This is a genomic window from Flavobacterium psychrotrophum (assembly GCF_003403075.1).
Classification (GTDB): domain Bacteria; phylum Bacteroidota; class Bacteroidia; order Flavobacteriales; family Flavobacteriaceae; genus Flavobacterium; species Flavobacterium psychrotrophum.
On the sequence record NZ_CP031557.1, the window covers coordinates 2,986,940 to 3,007,482 of the forward strand.

At 40.1% G+C, this 20,543-nt stretch carries 17 protein-coding genes; 11 read left to right on the forward strand and 6 right to left on the reverse strand.

Features of this window, described 5'->3' with window-relative positions; translation table 11 throughout:
• Window positions 1–5 precede the first annotated feature (5 nt).
• From DYH63_RS12850 to DYH63_RS12870, 5 genes are all read left to right on the forward strand, one after another.
• Window positions 6–1,514, forward strand: a complete 1,509-nt coding sequence (locus DYH63_RS12850) for a RagB/SusD family nutrient uptake outer membrane protein (protein ID WP_116789189.1) — start codon at window positions 6–8, stop codon at window positions 1,512–1,514.
• A gap of 10 nt (window positions 1,515–1,524) precedes the next feature.
• Window positions 1,525–2,445: a hypothetical protein gene (locus DYH63_RS12855; protein ID WP_116789190.1), complete on the forward strand. Its 921-nt coding sequence runs from the start codon at window positions 1,525–1,527 to the stop codon at window positions 2,443–2,445.
• 101 nt (window positions 2,446–2,546) lie between these two features.
• Complete coding sequence (locus DYH63_RS12860; RefSeq protein ID WP_116789191.1) at window positions 2,547–4,001, forward strand: glycoside hydrolase family 30 protein; 1,455 nt, start codon at window positions 2,547–2,549, stop codon at window positions 3,999–4,001.
• Between the two features lie 21 nt (window positions 4,002–4,022).
• Window positions 4,023–7,286 (forward strand): carbohydrate-binding protein, encoded by a 3,264-nt coding sequence (locus tag DYH63_RS12865; protein ID WP_116789192.1) that lies wholly within the window; start codon window positions 4,023–4,025, stop codon window positions 7,284–7,286.
• On the forward strand, window positions 7,283–7,972 hold the full coding sequence (locus tag DYH63_RS12870) for a hypothetical protein (RefSeq protein WP_116789193.1): 690 nt from the start codon (window positions 7,283–7,285) through the stop codon (window positions 7,970–7,972). The genes DYH63_RS12865 and DYH63_RS12870 overlap by 4 nt, the downstream gene beginning before the upstream one ends.
• Before the next feature lie 58 nt (window positions 7,973–8,030).
• Here the strand turns inward: DYH63_RS12870 and DYH63_RS12875 are convergent, their stop codons facing one another.
• Both DYH63_RS12875 and pheS read right to left on the reverse strand, forming a co-directional pair.
• Window positions 8,031–8,459, reverse strand: a complete 429-nt coding sequence (locus DYH63_RS12875) for an OB-fold nucleic acid binding domain-containing protein (RefSeq protein WP_162927023.1) — start codon at window positions 8,457–8,459, stop codon at window positions 8,031–8,033.
• 135 nt (window positions 8,460–8,594) lie between these two features.
• The gene (pheS, locus tag DYH63_RS12880; protein WP_116789195.1) at window positions 8,595–9,614 is read right to left on the reverse strand and encodes a phenylalanine--tRNA ligase subunit alpha; all 1,020 of its coding nucleotides are present in this window, start codon (window positions 9,612–9,614) and stop codon (window positions 8,595–8,597) included.
• A gap of 238 nt (window positions 9,615–9,852) precedes the next feature.
• Between pheS and DYH63_RS12885 the strand changes: the two genes are divergently transcribed.
• Complete coding sequence (locus DYH63_RS12885) at window positions 9,853–11,211, forward strand: carbohydrate-binding domain-containing protein (RefSeq protein ID WP_116789196.1); 1,359 nt, start codon at window positions 9,853–9,855, stop codon at window positions 11,209–11,211.
• A gap of 48 nt (window positions 11,212–11,259) precedes the next feature.
• Here the strand turns inward: DYH63_RS12885 and DYH63_RS12890 are convergent, their stop codons facing one another.
• The 3 genes from DYH63_RS12890 to DYH63_RS12900 form a co-directional block, all read right to left on the reverse strand.
• On the reverse strand, window positions 11,260–11,616 hold the full coding sequence (locus tag DYH63_RS12890; protein ID WP_116789197.1) for a hypothetical protein: 357 nt from the start codon (window positions 11,614–11,616) through the stop codon (window positions 11,260–11,262).
• 217 nt (window positions 11,617–11,833) lie between these two features.
• A complete protein-coding gene (locus DYH63_RS12895) occupies window positions 11,834–13,783 on the reverse strand; it encodes an OmpA family protein (protein ID WP_162927024.1) in 1,950 nt (649 codons plus the stop codon).
• A gap of 5 nt (window positions 13,784–13,788) precedes the next feature.
• On the reverse strand, window positions 13,789–14,727 hold the full coding sequence (locus tag DYH63_RS12900) for a PorP/SprF family type IX secretion system membrane protein (RefSeq protein ID WP_116789199.1): 939 nt from the start codon (window positions 14,725–14,727) through the stop codon (window positions 13,789–13,791).
• Between the two features lie 280 nt (window positions 14,728–15,007).
• Here DYH63_RS12900 and DYH63_RS12905 point away from each other — a divergent pair, with 280 nt between their 5' ends.
• From DYH63_RS12905 to DYH63_RS12925, 5 genes are all read left to right on the forward strand, one after another.
• On the forward strand, window positions 15,008–16,594 hold the full coding sequence (locus DYH63_RS12905; RefSeq protein WP_116789200.1) for a peptide chain release factor 3: 1,587 nt from the start codon (window positions 15,008–15,010) through the stop codon (window positions 16,592–16,594).
• Window positions 16,595–16,720: 126 nt separating this feature from the next.
• Window positions 16,721–17,551: a sensor histidine kinase gene (locus DYH63_RS12910; RefSeq protein WP_116789201.1), complete on the forward strand. Its 831-nt coding sequence runs from the start codon at window positions 16,721–16,723 to the stop codon at window positions 17,549–17,551.
• Window positions 17,552–17,554: 3 nt separating this feature from the next.
• Window positions 17,555–18,226 (forward strand): helix-turn-helix domain-containing protein, encoded by a 672-nt coding sequence (locus tag DYH63_RS12915; protein ID WP_116789202.1) that lies wholly within the window; start codon window positions 17,555–17,557, stop codon window positions 18,224–18,226.
• A 162-nt stretch (window positions 18,227–18,388) separates the two neighbouring features.
• The gene (locus tag DYH63_RS12920) at window positions 18,389–19,063 is read left to right on the forward strand and encodes a response regulator transcription factor (protein ID WP_116789203.1); all 675 of its coding nucleotides are present in this window, start codon (window positions 18,389–18,391) and stop codon (window positions 19,061–19,063) included.
• Between the two features lie 262 nt (window positions 19,064–19,325).
• Window positions 19,326–19,799 carry a hypothetical protein gene (locus DYH63_RS12925; RefSeq protein ID WP_162927025.1) on the forward strand — a complete coding sequence of 158 codons (474 nt, stop codon included), beginning with the start codon at window positions 19,326–19,328 and terminating at the stop codon, window positions 19,797–19,799.
• Between the two features lie 91 nt (window positions 19,800–19,890).
• On the opposite strand, the gene DYH63_RS12930 is transcribed toward DYH63_RS12925, so the two are convergent.
• Window positions 19,891–20,484, reverse strand: a complete 594-nt coding sequence (locus DYH63_RS12930; protein WP_116789205.1) for an outer membrane beta-barrel protein — start codon at window positions 20,482–20,484, stop codon at window positions 19,891–19,893.
• Between the last annotated feature and the right edge of the window lie 59 nt (window positions 20,485–20,543).

Here is a 20,543-nt window from a genome sequence, read left to right on the forward strand (position 1 = left end):
GAAAAATGAAAAATAGAATCATTAAAAACGGACTTGCAATGCTTGCCCTGGCTCTTACATTAGGAGCATGCAGCGATGATTTTCTTGAGGTTGACCCTAAGGGTACCTTTCTTGAGGACAATTACTATAAAAATGAGCAACAGGCTTATACTGGCCTTGTGGCTACATATGATGTTTTAAGAAAACAATCTGGCGGATTTGAAAACATGATGGCTATGCTAAATGCAGGGTCTGATGATTTTTATGCAGGAGGCGGTAGCTCAACTGATGGTGCCGGTATACAATCTTTCTCAAACTTTACAATTACCCCTAATTTTATGCCGGGTAGTTTTTGGAGTGATTACTACAAAGGAGTGTTCAGGGCAAATGTACTTTTGCAGAAACTTCCAAATGTACCAATGCCAGAAGATAAAAAGGTTCGCTTTGCTGCTGAAGCAAAAGCATTACGAGCTTATTACTATTTTCAGTTAGTAACAATGTTTGGCGAAATACCTTTTTATACAACAAATCTTAGTACAGAACAGTTTTATACGATCGAAAAATCAGCGCCTTCAGTTGTGTATGAGCAAATCGAAAAAGATTTATTGGAAGCTATTGAAATACTGCCAGTAACACTTGATGCTGCAACAGAGTCTGCACGTTTTACTAAAGGAGCTGCAAAAGCAATTTTAGGCAAAGTATACTTATTTGAAGGTAAAAATGCCGAAGCAGCTGCGCAGTTTGCAGAGGTTAATGGTACACCGGGCGAAACAAGTGCCTATGGTTATCGTCTGCTTCCAAGCTTTAATGACCTTTGGGTTGTAGATAATAAGTTTCATTCTGAATCTATATTTGTTTGTGCACATTCAAAAATGGGTAACTCTACATGGGATAACTATGCGAGCGACTCAGATGAAGGTAATACCTTTAATCTAATGATAGGGCCAAGGGGTTATGCTCCGGGTCCAAATGCTCCTCAATACAAAACAGGATGGAGTTTTAATACTGTAACACCCGATCTTTATGCTGCAATGCTTAATGACCCAAGGAGAGATGCAACAATTGCAAACATTGGGGCTTTGAAAGAACAAGGGCTTGCAAACTACACACCTGCAAACATGGATACAGGTCTTTTCCTTAAAAAATTCATGCCAACAGCTGATGACGTTACAGATGGTGGTGGTGTGGCCGATCTTAACTACAGGCAAAACACATACATAGTACGTCTTGCAGATACTTATCTTATGGAAGCAGAAGCTCTAAACTTTACAGGTGCAAGGGCTCAGGCATTGCTTGATGCTGTAAGGAGGCGCGTTGGGCTACCATCAGTACCCGTTTCTAAAGAAAGTGTTATGAATGAGCGAAGAATGGAACTTGCCGGTGAAGGACATCGCTTTTGGGATCTTGTGCGTAATGACATGGCTGCAGCGAAGCTTGGATCACGCGGCTTTATTAAAGGTAAACATGAACATTTCCCTGTACCTTTAAAGGAAACTGAGAACACTATGATTAAACAAAATCCTGCTTACAATTAATTATTAAAGTATGAAATTAAATTTTAACTATAAAAAAAGCCTATTAGGTATAGCGGTTGCCACACTGGTTCTTATTGCGGGCTGTACGCCGGATGAGGTAACTGGCGGTAATCCATTAACAGAAGCCGATATTGATGCAGGATATAGTACAGTAACTACTAAAGATACTGTTATTAACTTTAAGAATGCACAAAACTTTGTGTTTAAAGCTGCATCTGACGATTCAAGGATTCAGTACCATTTATGGAGAGCATCTGACAAAACAGGCACCTATTTAGGACAATCATCCACAGTTAAAGGAGGTATTACACAAAAATTTACTTTTACAGAGTCTGGTACTTATAAAATAGAGCACCGTGTGGTGGGCCGCGTAGGCGGCACTAATTTTATATCAGAGCAAACTTTTAATGTGGTTATTCCGCCAACTGCTGTTGTAGATGGCCCTAACCTTATTAAGAGCCCTAACTTTGAAACCCCTTCAGACTGGACTGTGCTGCACATTAACTCTAGTGGTGCATCATGGGCTTTTTCTAACGGTGCCGCAACTATATCCGGTACAAGCGGGCATCAGGCAATTTACCAGGCAGTAACTGTAGAAGCCGGCAGACAGTATGAATTCGACATGAATGTATCAGGTCCAGGATCTACAAATACATGGTTTGAAGTTTATGTGTCGCGTACTGCTCCTACTGAAGGTTCAGATTATAATGCCGATGGTAAAAGGATGCAGCTAAACACATGGGCAGGCTGTGCAACATCTGCCTTTGACGGACTGCTTTCTGATGAACAGTGCGGCGAAGCCGATGTATCTGGTAACATAGTAACTTTTGCACAAAGCGGTACTGTATATTTTCTTATTAAATGTGGTAGCGGCGATGGAAACATCAACTCTATTGCTGTTAAGAATGTTACATTCCACACTATAGATTAATAATATTTGGGTTAGTTTTTTAAATAGCCTGTAGTCATTTTTTGAGTACAGGCTATTTTTTTAAAATTTAAACAGGTACGCCCGTACCTAAAAATTCTACTATGAGAAAGAATACAATAATGGCCTTCTTTATGCTGCTTTCCGGCACTACGTTTGCCCAACAGGCCAAAATCTCAGAAAAGCATTACAATGCCAAAGGAAAAAACGTTACTGTTTACACCACGGCAGAAAATACAAATTTAAAGCTGTCAAAAACAGCCGACGCAACATTTGCACCGGCAAAACAGCCGCTTGAAACAGAAATTTCTGTTTTTGTGCAGCCCGATGTTACCTTTCAGGATATTATGGGTATAGGCGGTGCCATTACTGATGCAAGCGCAGAAGTATATGCTAAGCTATCTCCTGCTAAGCAAAAAGAATTTCTTGATGCCTATTATAGCACAGACAAAGGCATAGGCTATTCTATAATACGTACCAACATACACAGCTGCGATTTTAGCAGCGGTAGTTATACATACATAAAAGAGGGTGATAAAAGCCTTAAATCGTTTAGCATAGACCACGATAGGAAGTATAGGCTTCCGCTTATTAAACAAGCGCTTAAAGCTGCTTCAAATAGCGTTACAGTATATGCAAGCCCGTGGAGCCCTCCGGCTTTTATGAAAGACACTAAAAATATGCTTAAAGGTGGTAAGTTACTACCTGAATATTACCAGACCTGGGCAGACTATTACGTTAAGTTTATAAATGCTTACGAAAAAGAGGGCATCAAAATATGGGGTATTACAGTACAGAATGAGCCTATGGCTACACAAACGTGGGAGTCTTGCCTTTATACCGCCGAAGAGGAACGCGATTTCTTAAAAAACTTTCTTGGACCAACAATTACCAAAAACTTTAAAGACAAAAAGATTGTAGTTTGGGATCATAACCGAGACCTGATGAATCAAAGGGCTGATGTGATATTCTCTGACCCGGAAGCTTCTAAATATGCCTGGGGAATGGGCATTCACTGGTATGAGACATGGACGGGATTTGCTCCAATGTTTCAGAATACGCAAAAAGTACATGATGCTTACCCGGATAAACACCTGTTATTTACAGAAGGCTGTGTAGAAAAATTTGACGCTGCTAAATATCAGTTTTGGGCAAACGGAGAGCGCTATGGCGAGCAAATGATAAATGACTTTAACAGTGGCCTTACAGGATTTACAGACTGGAACATTTTACTGGATGAAAAAGGTGGCCCTAACCACGTAGGTAACTTTTGTTTTGCCCCGGTACATGCAGATACTAAAACAGGCGAACTTATATATACACCTTCATACTACTACATAGGCCATTTTTCAAAATTTGTACAGCCTGAAGCAAAACGCATAAGCTCTGCCGTAAGCCGTAGTATGCTGCAAAGCGCCTCTTTTATAAATAAAGATGGTAAGATTGCTACTGTTGTTATGAACAACAGCGATAAAGAGGTTGCTTATGGCCTGTTTATAGGTACAGATAAAGTTAGCCTTACTATACCTGCACACGGCATACAAACCATGGTATATTAATTTAACCAACAAAACACAATTATGAAAAAAATAATCTGTTCGTTACTACTCATGCTTTCAATTCCGGCTTTTAGCCAGGGATTTTTGCATCAGCAGGGACAAAATATCGTAGACGGAAACGGCAATAATGTATTGCTGCGTGGCATGGGCCTTGGTGGCTGGATGATACAGGAAGGCTATATGATGCAAACATCAGAATTTGCAGGCACACAGCGCGAAATAAGGGCTAAGATACAAGGAATAATTGGCGAAACTGAAACTGAGGCGTTTTATCAAAGATACCGCGACAATGGTGTTACAAAACGTGATATTGACTCGCTTAAAGCATGGGGTTTTAACTCAGTACGCCTTCCTATGCACTACAATTTGTACACACTTCCTATAGAACAGGAAGCAACACCAGGACAGCAAACATGGCTTACTGAAGGTTTTGACAGGACAGATAAACTGCTGCAATGGTGTGCAGCAAACCAAATGTACCTGATACTTGATATGCACGCAGCTCCGGGCGGCCAGGGTAAAGATGCTAATATTTCTGACTATGACCCTTCTAAACCATCGCTATGGGAAAGTGAAGCTAACAAAACCAAAATGATCGCACTTTGGCGTAAACTGGCAGAAAGGTATAAAGACAGCCAATGGATTGGTGCTTATGACCTTATCAATGAGCCTAACTGGGCCTTTACCGGAACCAACAAGAATGGTTGCGACGAACAAAATAATGCTCCACTGCGCAGCCTGATGGTTGCCATTACCCAGGCAATACGTGAGGTAGATACAAACCACATGATTATTATTGAGGGTAACTGCTGGGGTAATAATTATAATGGCATATTTCCGCTTTGGGATAATAACATGACATTGAGTTTTCATAAATACTGGAACAATAATGAACAGGGATCTATACAAGGGCTTTTAAACCTTCGCACACAATATAACGTTCCGTTATGGCTGGGCGAGACCGGCGAGAACAGTAATGTATGGTTTCGCGACGCTATTAAACTTGTAGAGGGCCTTAACATTGGCTGGTCATGGTGGCCTCTTAAAAAGATAGAAAGTATTGCAGGTCCGTGTAATGTAACTATGCCGGCCGGCTATCAGCAGTTACTTGATTATTGGAAAGGTACAGGAACCGCACCTTCGCAAAGCGCAGCTATAGCTACATTAAACCAGCTTACTGAAAATTACAAGATGGAAAATGTAACGGTTAAGCCAGATGTTATTGATGCTATGTTCCGCCAGGTACAAACAGATGAGACAAAAAAATACAAAAACCATCCCCTACCCGGAAAAGTTTTTGCTTCTGAATACGATTTGGGGCGTCTTGGATTTGCTTATAACGATACTGATTATGCGACTTACCACAGCGACGGCGGAAGCTACACTGCCTGGAATAAGGGCTGGGCAATGCGAAATGATGGTGTAGATATTGAAGTTTGTAATGATGCTGTTACAAATGGCTTTGATGTAAACTTTACAGCAACCGGAGAATGGCTCCTATACACCCTTAACACTACTGCAGCTAAAGGCTACACTGTAGATGTTCGCTATGCAGGAACCGGAGGCAAAATTCACCTAGAAGATGCTACCGGAAGAATATCTGAAACCGTTACACTACCTGCTACAGGGGGCTATACAACCTGGTCTACCTTTAGCCTTGGCACGGTATTACTAAAGCAGGGCGAGAATAAAGTAAAACTGTACATTGATGCCGGTGGTTCTAACCTTAATTACTTAGAGTTTAAAAATGCAGTACCGGCAGCGCAGGTAGCTTTAAATGCTATTGATGCAGGTACTAATGTGCTGGGCGATAAAGTAACCGTTACTTTTAATAAAGACCTTACAGCAGGTATTAACTTTGCTGAAAGCAGCCTTACGCTTAAAGTAAACGGAACTACAGCTGCCATATCTGGTTTTGAAGCTACGTCTGCCAGCTCTTTTACATTTAACACCGCTACTGCAATAAGCACAGGAGACGTAGTTACCCTGACTTATGCAGGAACTAACCTGATAGCTACAGATGCCACCACACAGGCAGTATTTACAGATAAGCCTGTAGCTAATCGTGTGGGCAACATACAGCAGGTTCCCGGCACCATACAGGCAGAAAGCTTTTATGTAAACAATGGCCTGTCTCTTGAAACCACTACTGATACCGGTGGAGGTCAAAACATTGGCTATACTAATACAGGCGACTATCTTGATTATTTAGTGAATATATCGCAGACTACAAATTATAAGATCGAGTACCGTTACGCAGGTAGCAGCACTACAGGACAATTATCTTTACAGCTTATAAATGCTGATACACAAACTATAGAAACCGTTTCGCTACCTTCTACAGGCGGCTGGCAAACATGGCAAACCAAGCAAACAAATGCTACCCTGCCTGCGGGAAGGTATTACCTGCGCCTGTATGTAGCCGCACCGGAGTTTAACCTTAACTGGGTACGCTTTACAGCAGTTGAAGTTGACGATGATAATGATGGCATTCCTAACAGTGCAGACCTTTGCCCTAATACTCCGGCAGGCACTGTTGTAGATTTTACCGGGTGCCCATTATTTTCACTACCGCAAAATAACTTTGCAGTAACGATAACCGGCGAAAGCTGCCGTACCTCTAATAACGGAAGCATAAGTATTACTGCAACTGCAAACCATAATTATGTAGCTACACTTACAGGAAGCGCATCGGCTCAGACCAAAAACTTTACAACCTCAGCATCTTTTGAGGGTCTTGAGAGTGGTAATTACCAAGTTTGTATTACCCTGCCGGAAGCACCGTCTTATAAAGTATGCTATGACGTAGAGATAACACAACCGGTAGATCTTGCAGTACTATCGCGCGTAAGCGCACCGCAACGTACTGTTGAAGTGAGCCTTTATGGTGGCGAACAGTACATTGTTAACCTTAATGGACAAAGCTTTACTACGACACAAAGTACACTTAACTTGTCGCTTAAACCCGGAGAAAATAATCTGGAAATAAAAGCAGACAAAGAATGCCAGGGAGTGTACCGCGAGAAAATACTACTTGATGCCACGGCTGTTATTTACCCTAACCCGGTAAATGGCAATACAATATTTGTAGCTGCCCCTTATGATGCTGAAAGCAATGTTTCTATAGAGATATTTAACCTTATAGGAAACAGAGTGTATAATGCTGTTCATAAACCGCAGACTGAAGATATTGCAGCAGATGTATCAGGCCTTCAGGCTGGTGTATATATGATAAAAGTAGTATCTGGTAAAAACACCACTAACTCAAAAATTGTAAAACAATGAAAAAGCTAATTCTTGCAATAACAATCTCAGCGATGGCATTTGGCTGTAGTAAAAGTGATGGCGATGGCGATGGTAACGGCGGTGGCGATCAGGATGCGGCTGTACTTGCATCTCCTGCTAATAACACAGAATGTATTACCGGTACAAGCATATCAAATACTGAGAGTAAAGTAACACTTACATGGTCTGCCGCTAATGGCGCGCAAAGCTATTTTGTGTACCTAAAAAATCTTTCTACACAGGCAACACTTCAGTTTAGCGCGGGTACGGCAACGTCTTATGAAGCTACATTGGCCAAGGGTACACCTTACTCCTGGTATGTAAGTGCTAATAAAGCAAACAGTACCGTAAAAAGCGAAACATTCAAGTTTTATAACGCGGGTACAGGTACTACAAGCCATGCACCATTTCCTGCAGACCTTGTTGCACCGCTAATGAGTAGCACTATAAATGGTCCTACCGTTACATTACAATGGGCTGGTGCCGATGTAGACAATGATATAAAGGATTATAAAATTTATCTTGATACAAACAGCAACCCAACTACCCTTGCAGGCACCGTTACCACACAGCAGCTTCCGGGTGTAGGTATTATTACAGGGAGTACGTATTACTGGAAAATAGTAACATCAGATCGTGCAGGAAACAGCACATCATCTCCTGTATACCAGTTTAAAGTGTATTAACACACCTGTTTTTTTGTGATAATGCTCCCCAAATGTATTTTTGGGGAGCATTTTTTATTTATTCTACTTTAAACGCAGTTGCTTTTACCCCGGTATCAGTACCCAATGAAAATGTTTCTCCGGTAGCTTCTATAATCTGGCCTTTTTCGACCTGCTTAAATTGTTTAGGATCTTTAAGATTTACAATGCTAACTGTAACAGTATAACTCTTACCATCTTTATCCTTTATTTTAGCCATATAGCCATCTTTACCACGGGTAATTTCTGTTACCTCTCCTTTAACCGATATGGTTTTGCCTTCTTCTACCAATGCTTCAGTAGCAGTAGTATCAGCAGGTACGGCAGCTGTAGTATCTGCCGGGGTTGCTGTAGCATCAGTTTCTACAGTTGCATTTTCTTCTACTGTAGTTTCTGTAGATTTTTTGTCAGTGCATGAAGCCATGCCAAGCGCAATTGCCATAGCCATAATTACAATTCTGTTTTTCATTTTAAGCGTGTTTATTTTTTGTAAAGTTACATTATTTGCCACATGACACCTGTTAAGAAAGGCGTAAGAAATGTCTACAAAAAAATAAGCCCGGAAACCATTTTGGCTACCGGGCTTACAACTATTTGTGTTTGTTTAGATGCTAGATTTAAACTGTTCTAAGAAGCGAACATCGTTTTCATAGAACATACGTATATCGCTTATTTGGTAAAGCAGCATGGCCATACGTTCTATACCCATACCAAAGGCAAAACCATTATACTTGGCAGGATCTATATTACAATTTTTAAGTACGTTAGGGTCTACCATACCACAGCCCATAATTTCTAACCAGCCGGTACCTTTAGTAATACGGTAATCGGTCTCTGTCTTAAGGCCCCAATAAATATCTACCTCAGCACTTGGCTCTGTAAAAGGGAAATAGCTTGGGCGAAGGCGTATCTTGCTTTTGCCAAACATTTCTTTCGTAAAATATAAAAGCGTTTGTTTAAGGTCTGCAAAAGAAACGTCTTTATCAATATAGAGCCCTTCTACCTGGTGAAAGATACAGTGCGATCGCGATGAAATGGCCTCGTTCCTGAATACCCTTCCCGGAGAAATGGTACGTATAGGTGGCTTGTTCTCTTCCATATAACGAACCTGTACTGATGATGTATGCGTACGCAAAAGCACATCAGGGTTAGTCTGGATAAAAAAGGTATCCTGCATATCGCGTGCCGGGTGGTACTCCGGCAGGTTAAGCGCGGTAAAGTTGTGCCAGTCGTCTTCAATCTCAGGACCTTCACTTACGTTAAAGCCTATGTTACTAAATATATCAATAACCTGGTTCTTAACAATAGATATTGGGTGGCGTGATCCCACAGTAAAAGGTTCGCCGGGACGCGAAAGGTCGCCATACAGCCCTTTAGCTTCTTCCTTGCTCTCAAAGTGCTGCTGAATTTCGGCAACTTTGCCTTCAGCGGCTTTTTTAAGGTTGTTTATTACCTGTCCAAATTCTTTTTTCTGGTCAACTGCTACGTTCTTAAACTCGGCAAAAAAGTCGTTAAGCAGTCCTTTTTTACCTAAAAATTTAATCCTGAATGCCTCAAGCTCTTCTTTGGTCTGTGCCCTGAAGGCTTCGGCTTCGGTTATGTAGTCTTTAATCTTATCTATCATTTCTTACTAACAAAGGTGTGCAAATTTAGGCATTTTATAATTGCCGTGCCACCCTATTAGCCGGTATTATTTTCTTAAAATTATTATAAAATAAAAATCCGGTGTTCTATAATCTCTTAAAAAGCACCCAATGTTAAAACCCTGCCCTCTTGTTTTAACCCCACCTTAACCCGCTATTAACACACCTTACACTTTACTTTGCTGCAACAAATACGAAACCATTAATTAAAATTGTATCATGAAAAAAGTTCAGATTTTACCCTTAGCCGCCTTTGCAATTATGTCAATGGCATCTTGTAGCGACGACGACAGCAACAGTGCAAACAATGGCAACCAACCAGGGCAGGTAACTGCCGAAGCAAACATTGAAGAGGCCGGAGACTACAACTTTAGCAGTAACGCAAAACAAATTCAGCTTAATGGTACATCAGCCACATCTGATGATACTACCGTTACCACTAACGAAGGCTCTAAAATTACCATTACACAGGCAGGCACCTACCATGTAAGCGGTAACCTTACAGATGGACAGCTTGTAGTAGATGCAGACCAGGAAGACCGTGTACAAATTATTTTAGACAATGTATCTATTGCCAGTAGCGGAAGTGCAGCAATTGACATTAAAAATGCAGATAAAGTAGTTATCAATGTAAAAGCGGGTACTACTAATACTATTGCAGACCGTAATGGCAACAACCAGGACAGCGCCATTTTTAGCCGTACAAAACTGAGCATTTTTGGCACAGGTACGCTAAATGTAAACGGTAACGACAATGCGGCGATAAGCAGCCAGGGTGGTATTATACTGAAAGAAAGCACCTTTAACTTTACTGCTAATGAAGATGCAGTTAAAACTGACCATAACATTATTGTATACAGTGGTAGCCTTAATATAGATGCCGATGGCGACGGTTTTAATGCCGAAGAAGACATTACTATTAATAACGGTACCATAAACATTACACAAAGTGAAGATGGCTTTGATGCCAGTGCCGTAAACATTTTAGATGGTAACATCAGGATTGTAGCAAAAGAGGATGGTATAAGCGTAGATGGAGAACACACTAACGCTTCAACTGAGCTTATTGTAAGAGATGGTTACCTGTACATAAATGCAGGCGGAAACGGTTTTGATGCAGATGGCTCTATAACTATTGAGGATGGTACCGTAATTATTGACGGACCAACATCTAATGATAATGTTGCCGTTAGCTATTCTTCAAACTTCAACATCAACGGTGGCTACTTTATAGCTGTAAATGGCAGTAGCAATATAGATGCACCAAGCAACAGTTCTGCACAAAACAGCGTACTTGTTAAGTTTGACGCTACACAAAGTGCTAACACACTTGTTCACCTGCAAACAACACTGGGTGCAAACATTACTACTTTCCGCCCTTCTAAAAGCTTTAAAACACTTTTAGTATCATCGGCCAGCATAAGCGATAACGGCAGCTTTCAGCTATATACCGGCGGCACCGTTACCGGCGATGTACTCGATGGGCTATACGACTTTATCAGCTACGTAGGTGGTGCATTACAGGCTACATTTACTGTATCAGGATCTGTTACTACAGTAAATACTACACAGTCATAAATAAAAGCAAAACCCCAAAATAAGATCCGCACCAATTGGTGCGGTTTTTTATTTTATAAGGCCTTTTTCTAAAAAGTAATCTACAATAGCGCCTTTCATCAGTATGCTTTGCTCTCCTGCTTTTAATGCAGGAAGTTCTTCTTTTACTGTGTAATGTGGCCAGCCTTCTTCGTCAAAACGTTCAAATTCATAGTAACCAAAGGGCTCAAGCAAACGGCAAATGGCTATGTGCATAAGGTCTACCTTTTGATCTTTTTTAAATTTTCGGTTAAACTGCCCCAGTTCCTGTACCCCTATGAGGTAAATAATAGCATCAAGGTCAAGCATATCACCGTCTGCAAAACGGTTGCTTAATATATTTACAAGCTGTTCCCAGCGTTCTTTCAGTTGTTCGTCTCTCGACATAATATCTCTTTCGGTTAAGCGACAAAGATAGCGAGTTGAAATTTAATAGCAGGGCATTCCTTTCATACTCCTTTAAATGAAATAATTTTACAGCAAGATTACTGTTTTAGGACTGGCAAATTGTATAGGAACTCCGCATTTGATATACGGAATTAAACAGCGCAAACTATTAAAAACAAATGGGATACCTTTATGGGTATTGTACAACTTACTTCCTTTACTTCTTTACAATAATAAAATTGCTCCTTCGGTTAAGCTGGTGTTCTTCTTCGGTACAATCAGCACCATTACCACATTTGTTTAGCAACTGTGTTTCGCCATAACCCTTTACACTTTCTATGCGCTTAGGGTCTATACCTTTGCTTATGATATAACTGTAGGTACTTTTGGCACGGTCATCGCTCAGGCGCAGGTTGTAGTCGTCTTTGCCGCGGCTGTCGGTATGCGATTCTATTTTGATAACCACATTAGGGAAATGTTCCATTACATACACCACCTTATCCAGTTCTTTAGCTGCCCGTGGGGTTATGTAATATTGGTCAAAATCAAAATATATGGGGTTGATGTCTATCATTTCAACATTTTCCTTATCCTTTACCACAAAATCTGTAAATGCCTTAAGCTGGAAGTCAAGCTTTAGCGGATTATTATCTACAGGCTTTTTCTCGGTGGTAAAGTCAGGTTTGGTTACAGTAATAACTGCAAGTCCATCACAAGGCAGTGTAATTTCATAAAGACCATCTGCACCAGACTGCACTGTTTTTATTGTTGCTCCATCAGCATCTGTAGCGGTAATCAAAGCTGCTGATATAGGGCTATTACCATTACTGTTAGCTACCGTTCCTTTAATAGTTTTTATACATGGCGCTTCATCATTCGGAACAACCATGTAAATATCATCATCGCCTTTGCCCCCGGCACGGTTACTGCTCAGGTAAGTATACTTACCGTCGGTACTGGTTACATAAGCAAAATCATCTCGGTTGCTATTGATAGGCTTACCTAAATTTTTTGGCAGGCCAAATATTTCTCCCGTGCTGTTTTGCGGACTCGTAAAGGCATCACCATTCATCTTACTTACAAACACATCTAACCCCCCCAGGCCATAATGACCATCGCTACTAAAATATAGTGCCGTAGCCGTAGCAAACGGAAACATCTCGTTACCTTTAGTATTTATGATATTACCCAGGTTAAGGGGCTTACCTATTTTACCATCGCTATAAAGCGGTGCTACATAAATATCGGTTCCGCCAAAGCCGCCCGGCATATCGCTAACAAAAAACAGCCAGTTACCATCGGCACTTACCGCCGGCTGCCCGGTAGAATAGTCAGGGCTGTTAAATGATGCCAGTGCTTTTTTAGTAAGCTGCTCGCCTGCTACTGTACCATAAACTATTTGCACGTTATTAGTACCCGCTTTATCATTTTGCAGGCGTTTGCTTTTGCTCACGTTATTTACACTTACAAATAATCTTTTAAGATCGGGCGAAAAAGCAGCAGCGGCATTATGGTAATCAGTCTGTGCATTTTTCAAGAACTCTTTTTCTTTACCAAAAGAACCATCGGCATTACGCTCTGCCACATAGAGCGACAGGTAAGGCTGAGCATTCCAACTGTAGGTTTTGGCACCATCGCGCACAGTATCTTTAGCCGAGGCATACACTACTTTTTTACCGTAGAAAGACACACCAAAATCTGCCTTATCGGTATTTATGGCCAGGTTATCGAGCTTATATTTTTTGGGTAGTTTATTAAGGCTGTCAAGGTGCTGCTTTTGTAGCGTTAGTGTTTTTAACACAGCATCGTTACCTGCAAAATGTTGCCATAAAAGTGCATCGGCTTCTTTATAACGCTCCTCTCCTCTAACAGCAAGTATGTAGCGGTTAAACTGCTCCTCATTAAAAAGTGTCGATTGCTTTGCAAATGCTTTTTCGTACCAACGCATTGCCGCCCCGGTATTACCTATGTAGTAATTAGCCTCAGCGGCATTAAGTAAAATTTCAGCTTTGGGGTTCTTTTCTTTAGACAGATATTCTTCATATTCTTTTGCAGCTTCGGTATATGCCAGGTCGCGAAAATGTATCTCTGCTTTACGCAAAGCCAATTGCCCCATCATGGTGCTGATGTAAAAAAACAGGATCAGTATATAAAAATGTTTTTTCATAAGCATTAAAAAAAGCGGGGCGATTTTATACGTTTGGTTTTAGGAGCTACTTCAAAGCGCACCATAAACTCGTGCGAGCCGTTATTATATTTATTAAGATCTGTAACACTATAGTCATAACTATAGCCTACAAAAAAGTTGCGGGACACCTGTATACCGAGCAGCCCGCTAACAGCATCGTCCCAACGATAGCCTGCACCCAGCGTTAGCACTTCCTGCAATAAAAAGTTAGCCGAAAAATCTGCGGTTATGGGCGCACCGGTGACAATTTTGCCCAGCACAGCCGGCTTAAATTTTACATTTTCAGACAGGTCAAATACATAACCACCTATAACATAATAATGCAACCTGTCTGCCCTTACGGTTTCCTGCACATCATCATAATAATTGTTTTGCATAAAATTAGGCACAGACACACCCGCATACCACGTATCGGTATAATAATAAAGTCCTGCTCCTATGCTAGGATTTATTTTGTTATTGATGTTTTTATTAAGCAACGGGTCGCCCTCCTGGTAGTAGCGCCCACGGCTCCAGTCGATACTTAGTACACGCACCCCGGCTTTAAGCCCAAAAGCAAGTTTACCCTCATCGCCCATCTTTAAAGCATAGCTAAAGTTACCATCGGCAAATACCTCATCACTAGGGCCAATGCGGTCGTTAACCACACTAAGGCCTACGCCAATGTGCTCGTAATATTCGCTCCACGGGCTGTGTATGCTAAACGCCTGCGTTTGCGGAGCGCCGCTTATGCCCACCCATTGGGTGCGGTGTAAAAGGTTAGCCTGCAACACACCCGGCGAACCCGTATAACCTGGGTTTACCGTAAGGGTATTGTACATATATTGTGTATACTGAGGCTCCTGCTGGGCAAAGGCGCTAAGCCCTGCCATGAGCAGTAATAAGGAGAAGTATTTTTTTAAGACCGGTGTAGTGCTCCCCATTTAATTGTCTAATTGGCTGTAAGATTGTAAAAATAGTGTTTTTTTGTTAAGTCTTAAAGTTGAAAATTTTTAAAGTCATAAAGTTTAAGAAAAATCTCATTGCATAGTAAAACAAAATCTATGAAAATATACAATTGCAGAGCATCCTTCTCATCCGCGTTCCATTACAATACCGCAACTTTAAAACTTAATGGCTCCACAAACTTTCGACTTTAAGACTTTCGACATTAAAACCTTATGACTTTTGCTTACTTTTGCAGCCTGAAAAATTAAACTACCGATGAGTTTTAAAGACGAGATTGCAAGAAGAAGGACGTTTGGTATTATATCGCACCCCGATGCCGGTAAAACAACACTTACAGAAAAGTTACTACTTTTTGGTGGTGCTATACAGGAGGCCGGTGCGGTTAAGAGCAACAAGATCAAGAAAGGCGCTACGAGCGATTTTATGGAAATTGAGCGCCAGCGTGGTATATCTGTATCTACATCGGTACTTGCGTTTAATTATAAAGACAAGAAAATCAACATCCTCGATACTCCGGGGCACAAGGATTTTGCCGAAGATACCTTTCGTACGCTTACTGCTGTAGATAGTGTTATTGTGGTAATTGACGTTGCAAAGGGTGTGGAAGAGCAGACAGAAAAACTGGTAGCGGTATGCCGTATGCGAAACATACCCATGCTGGTCTTCATCAATAAACTGGACCGTGAGGGTAAAGATGCCTTTGACCTGATGGACGAGGTAGAGCAAAAGCTGGGCCTTAGGGTTACCCCGCTAAGCTTCCCTATAGGTATGGGTTACGATTTTCAGGGTATTTATAACATCTGGGAAAAGAACATCAACCTGTTTAGTGGCGACAGCCGCAAAAACATTGAAGAAACCATTGCCTTTAATGATGTTAACACACCTGAGCTGGATGAGCTTATTGGCGAAAAGCCTGCTCAAAGGCTGCGTGAAGAGCTGGAACTGATAGACGAGGTATACCCACAATTTGACCGCCAGGAATATCTTGATGGCAAACTACAGCCGGTATTCTTTGGTTCGGCATTAAACAACTTTGGTGTACGCGAACTGTTAGATTGCTTTATAGAGATTGCGCCTTCGCCAAGGCCAAAAGAAAGCGATACCCGTCTGGTAAATCCTGACGAAAATAAATTTAGCGGTTTTGTATTTAAGATCCATGCCAACATGGACCCTAAGCACCGCGACCGCCTGGCGTTCATAAAGATCGTATCCGGCACCTTTGAGCGTAACAAGCCTTACCTGCACGTACGCCACAATAAAAACCTGAAGTTTAGCAGCCCTAATGCATTCTTTGCCGAAAGGAAAGAAATTGTAGACATCTCCTACCCCGGCGATATTGTAGGCTTGCACGATACCGGAAACTTTAAGATAGGCGATACTCTTACCGAAGGCGAAAATATGAGCTTTAAGGGTATACCAAGCTTTAGCCCGGAACATTTCCGCTACATAAACAACGCCGACCCTATGAAGGCCAAGCAGCTTGAAAAAGGTATTGACCAGCTAATGGACGAAGGTGTTGCACAGCTCTTTACCCTCGAAATGAACAACCGTAAGGTTATAGGTACCGTAGGTGCACTACAATATGAGGTTATACAGTACAGGCTGGAGCATGAATATGGCGCTAAATGTTCTTACGAACTTTTCCCGGCTTACAAAGCCTGCTGGATACAACCCGAAGACCCTAAAAACGAAGAATTTGCTGAATTTAAAAGGATTAAGCAAAAGTTTTTGGCTAAAGATAAATTCGGTCAGTTAGTATTTTTGGCTGACTCAGAATTCTCGATCCAGATGACACAATCAAAATATCCGAGTGTAAAATTATTTTTTACGTCAGAATTTTAGTAACTTTGGTAGTATCCACTTAAATTAATTGTTGCCGGCCGGCATGGCCAAGATTATTCCTGTTACCCGTTCAGCGCTTTAAGTGCCGCTATGTTGTATTGATTTGAATTAATTATTCTCAAAACGATGGGCTTTTTTAATATTGCTTACGGATGTACTACAGGACTACTAACTGATTTTTTGCCCATAAACATTTTATGTACGGCGACTCCATTTCTATTCCATCAACCCACACAACAGCACCGTTACCAGCGGCTGTTAGACCAGTCTCAGGATAGTAATCGCATATTGCTTACCGCGCTTATAATGGCTATACTTTTCTCTGCCATTGTGGTTTACCTGCTAAGGGAACAACATAAGAAAGAAAAGCTACTGGCAGCATATATTACAGAAAAGCGTATAGCAAGAAAACTGCACGACGAAATAGCCAATGAACTCTATGGCACTATTTTAATGGTTAGTAACAGTACCGTTATAGCCGGCAAGGGTAAAGAGCAGCTTTTAGAACAACTGGACAGTATATATAAAAGCACCCGCGATATTTCCAGACAAAACATAGAGATTGATACTGGGCTACACTATCCTGTGCAATTAAGGCTGCTACTTAAAATGTACAGTTCAGAAACCGTACGCATCAATGTAAAAGGCTTTGATGATATACCGTGGGACAAATTATCTGAAATACAAAAGATAACTACTTTCAGGATATTGCAGGAAATGATGGTAAACATGAAAAAACACAGTAACGCCACACTAGTGTTTATAGATCTTAAAAACACTCCCGGCATCATAACTATATCTTACTCAGACAATGGTATAGGCATAGACTGTAAAAGTGATATCCATATAAACTACATACAGGGAATAAAAAACCGGCTGGCAACTATTGATGGTGACATAACAATAGATAAAAACCGTAATAAAGGATTCCATATTTCATTTAGTTTTAAAAAGTAGCCTATGTTTAAAAAAATACTTATTGCAGAAGATATAGACAGTGTTAGCCTGGGCCTTAAAACATGGCTTGCATCTCAATACCCAAATGCAGATATCCGGAGTACAAAATATTGTGATGAAGCCTTACTTAAAGTAAAACGCTCAGTGGCCGAGAATGCCCCTTTTGACCTTGTTATAAGCGATCTTACTTTTACCGAAGATCATTTACCTGCTACTATAAAAACCGGAGAAGAACTCATAGTACTTATTAAAAAGCTATTACCTAAGTCTAAAATAATAGTATATTCTATATACGATAATCCGCAACGTATTTATAATGTATTTCATAACCTCGAAATAAATGCCTTTATAGCAAAGGGCAGAAACAGTATTGACGAATTTGCTGAAGCACTAAACATGCTCTATACGAGCGAAGCCACTTTTATATCTCCGCATCTTCTGCAATGGGTAGAAGAAACAAATCACACAGATATTAGCGACGACGATATACTCTTACTACAATGGCTAGCCCGGGGAATAAGCCAAAAAGATATGAGCATTAAACTACAAGAGCTAAATAAATCATACCAAAATATAGCCAGTGTAGAAAAAAAACTAAAACGTCTAAAACAAATGCTGAATGCTTCCAGCAGTATACAACTGATAGCCAACGCTAAAGACCTGGGCATCATTTAATTTTCTTGTTTTCACACTTAAAACATAACCTATTACGGAAAACCGTAAGGAATTTCATCCCTAATGATGTAATTTGCTGATGAAAATGGCACAACCAACTTAGTTACAACTGTCTTAAACCACCACATTGCCAACAACCAAATTATTAATTACAAAATTCCTATGCCTTTTAAAATAAGACATGTTTTAATTATTGAAGATGTAGATAGTATAATCCTTGGCCTTAAAACCATATTACAGGATATGCCATACTGTACAGCGGCCACAGCAAAAACAGCCGATGAGGCACTTTACTCAATAAAAAAATCTGTCGAAACGCATAATCCGTTTGATCTTGTTATTGCTGATTTTTCATTTAGCAGAAACATTCCAGGCAATTCGCCTAAAAAAGAACAGGTGTTTATTGAAAAGGTAAAAGAGTTGTTACCTAATTGCAAAATCATTGTTTACTCTGCAGACAGAAAGCCATATCTTATAAATAATCTTATAAACAAGAAGCTTATAAATGGTTTTATAGCTAAAGACCGAGACAGCTTAAACTTGTTTCCGAGGGTAATAAAGCATTTTGAAGCGGGTAATAATATATACTTAAACCAGCAATTGCACCCCATAATGGAGCGATACAACAGTACCGACATTGAAGAATATGATGTTACCCTGCTAGAACTCCTGGCTTCAGGCAGCACACAGGCAGATATAAGCACCATACTAAAAAATAAGGGAGTAACATCCAGCGTAAGCAGTATAGAGAAAAGAATCAATAGGTTAAAAATATTATTAGCAGCACAAAACACAATACATCTTATAGCCATAGCTAAAGATGACGGTATAATATAAAATTTTAAGCAGGACAATCACATTTGTATAGCGGTTATAATACTGATAAAGTCTCTATGCCTAAAAAACAAAACAAAGCATCTCATCATTAACATTTTTTTTAATTATACAATACGGGTTTCCGTAATTATATTCAAATAAGTAGCCATATCTTTATTATATACAAACAAATAAACCATATTTAGTAATAATTTAATAATCCTTAAAATTACCCATGATGACAAAAACCTAAACAAACATATTGTTAAAAACTGTAAAAATTATGAAATACATATTGATAAAAGGTAACACTAGCGCAGGGAAGGCGTCTACTGTTAATGAGGTATGTAGACGGTTAAAACCTGAAAAAATTTGCAGGTTGTATTTTTCTGAGAATGGAAAGGTATCGTTACATACGGTCTATTCATCCGGCGATCTTGCCGATGGCAACTATCTGGTAACTATAAGGTCTAAAAGAGTACTTATGGTTTCTAACGCACCAACACAACAACGGGTAAAAATATCAACCATAATCGATTCATTATTGAGTATAAGCATTACTGTAGAATTTGCCATTGTGGCTATGAGTGGATCAGAAAAACTCAAAGATTTTGCTACGGCAAAAGAGCTTGCCAAATATGGTAAATGTATTTATGAAACCAAGATATGGAGAATACCATCCCATAAATTCAACCTTACTGAAGAATGGAATAAAAGGATTTCCTATCTTACAGCAATAACATTGCACAATATTTAAATACCAAAATCATCCTACTAAAAATTTAAGCAATAAATCCTGCAAAGCCTTTAAGCATTGCAGGATTTATTTTTAAGCCCATGCCATACATTTAAAATTTGTAAACCGCACCCAGATAAATATTACTAAGGTTTAGGTTTACAGCAAAATTATCGGTTTTTGTGCCTCCATCAGGCTTTCTTGAACCATAACTAATTGCCCCAAAAGTTGTTTCGAGTGCAAAATGGTCTGATATAAAGTAGTTAACACCTGGTCCCAGCAATACCCCAAAACCATTTGCCTTGTCAGTCCCTGCCAGGTTTTCAACTTTACTCGAAGTATAATTTGCTTCAAGATGCCCAAAGAAAGACAGCCTGTTTTCTGGTGTAAAATAATAACGTCCAAAAAGCCCTGCTGTGATACCGCTTGCAGTACTTTTAGAATCTGCTACATCATCAACCTCATACTTATTATGTGCGTACCTTATTGTAGCTCCTATTGCAATATTATTGCTTACAAAATAGGCTGCAGATGGAGCAATAGTAAATCCATTGTTTTTTTGTTCGCCCGTTTTTTGGGAGTTAAAAGATACAGAGCCTGTAATAAAGGCATCGCCTTTATGAAAGCCAGGGGTTGACGATTCTTCCTGGGCGCTCATTACGCCAAATGCCAATAAGGCACTTACTGAAAATAGAATTTTTTTCATGGTGGTTTATTAACTTGTTATTTATCAACAACAAACCAATTTTTATGCCATAAAATCCT

What these genes read in the sequence shown, in the direction of transcription:
- DYH63_RS12850 (WP_116789189.1), top strand. Translation starts at nt 6, where the DNA reads ATGAAAAATAGAATCATTAAAAACGGACTTGCAATGCTTGCCCTGGCT.
- DYH63_RS12855 (WP_116789190.1), top strand. Translation starts at nt 1,525, where the DNA reads ATGAAATTAAATTTTAACTATAAAAAAAGCCTATTAGGTATAGCGGTT.
- DYH63_RS12860 (WP_116789191.1), top strand. Translation starts at nt 2,547, where the DNA reads ATGAGAAAGAATACAATAATGGCCTTCTTTATGCTGCTTTCCGGCACT.
- DYH63_RS12865 (WP_116789192.1), top strand. Translation starts at nt 4,023, where the DNA reads ATGAAAAAAATAATCTGTTCGTTACTACTCATGCTTTCAATTCCGGCT.
- DYH63_RS12870 (WP_116789193.1), top strand. Translation starts at nt 7,283, where the DNA reads ATGAAAAAGCTAATTCTTGCAATAACAATCTCAGCGATGGCATTTGGC.
- DYH63_RS12875 (WP_162927023.1), bottom strand. Translation starts at nt 8,459, where the DNA reads ATGAAAAACAGAATTGTAATTATGGCTATGGCAATTGCGCTTGGCATG.
- pheS (WP_116789195.1), bottom strand. Translation starts at nt 9,614, where the DNA reads ATGATAGATAAGATTAAAGACTACATAACCGAAGCCGAAGCCTTCAGG.
- DYH63_RS12885 (WP_116789196.1), top strand. Translation starts at nt 9,853, where the DNA reads ATGAAAAAAGTTCAGATTTTACCCTTAGCCGCCTTTGCAATTATGTCA.
- DYH63_RS12890 (WP_116789197.1), bottom strand. Translation starts at nt 11,616, where the DNA reads ATGTCGAGAGACGAACAACTGAAAGAACGCTGGGAACAGCTTGTAAAT.
- DYH63_RS12895 (WP_162927024.1), bottom strand. Translation starts at nt 13,783, where the DNA reads ATGAAAAAACATTTTTATATACTGATCCTGTTTTTTTACATCAGCACC.
- DYH63_RS12900 (WP_116789199.1), bottom strand. Translation starts at nt 14,727, where the DNA reads ATGGGGAGCACTACACCGGTCTTAAAAAAATACTTCTCCTTATTACTG.
- DYH63_RS12905 (WP_116789200.1), top strand. Translation starts at nt 15,008, where the DNA reads ATGAGTTTTAAAGACGAGATTGCAAGAAGAAGGACGTTTGGTATTATA.
- DYH63_RS12910 (WP_116789201.1), top strand. Translation starts at nt 16,721, where the DNA reads ATGGGCTTTTTTAATATTGCTTACGGATGTACTACAGGACTACTAACT.
- DYH63_RS12915 (WP_116789202.1), top strand. Translation starts at nt 17,555, where the DNA reads ATGTTTAAAAAAATACTTATTGCAGAAGATATAGACAGTGTTAGCCTG.
- DYH63_RS12920 (WP_116789203.1), top strand. Translation starts at nt 18,389, where the DNA reads ATGCCTTTTAAAATAAGACATGTTTTAATTATTGAAGATGTAGATAGT.
- DYH63_RS12925 (WP_162927025.1), top strand. Translation starts at nt 19,326, where the DNA reads ATGAAATACATATTGATAAAAGGTAACACTAGCGCAGGGAAGGCGTCT.
- DYH63_RS12930 (WP_116789205.1), bottom strand. Translation starts at nt 20,484, where the DNA reads ATGAAAAAAATTCTATTTTCAGTAAGTGCCTTATTGGCATTTGGCGTA.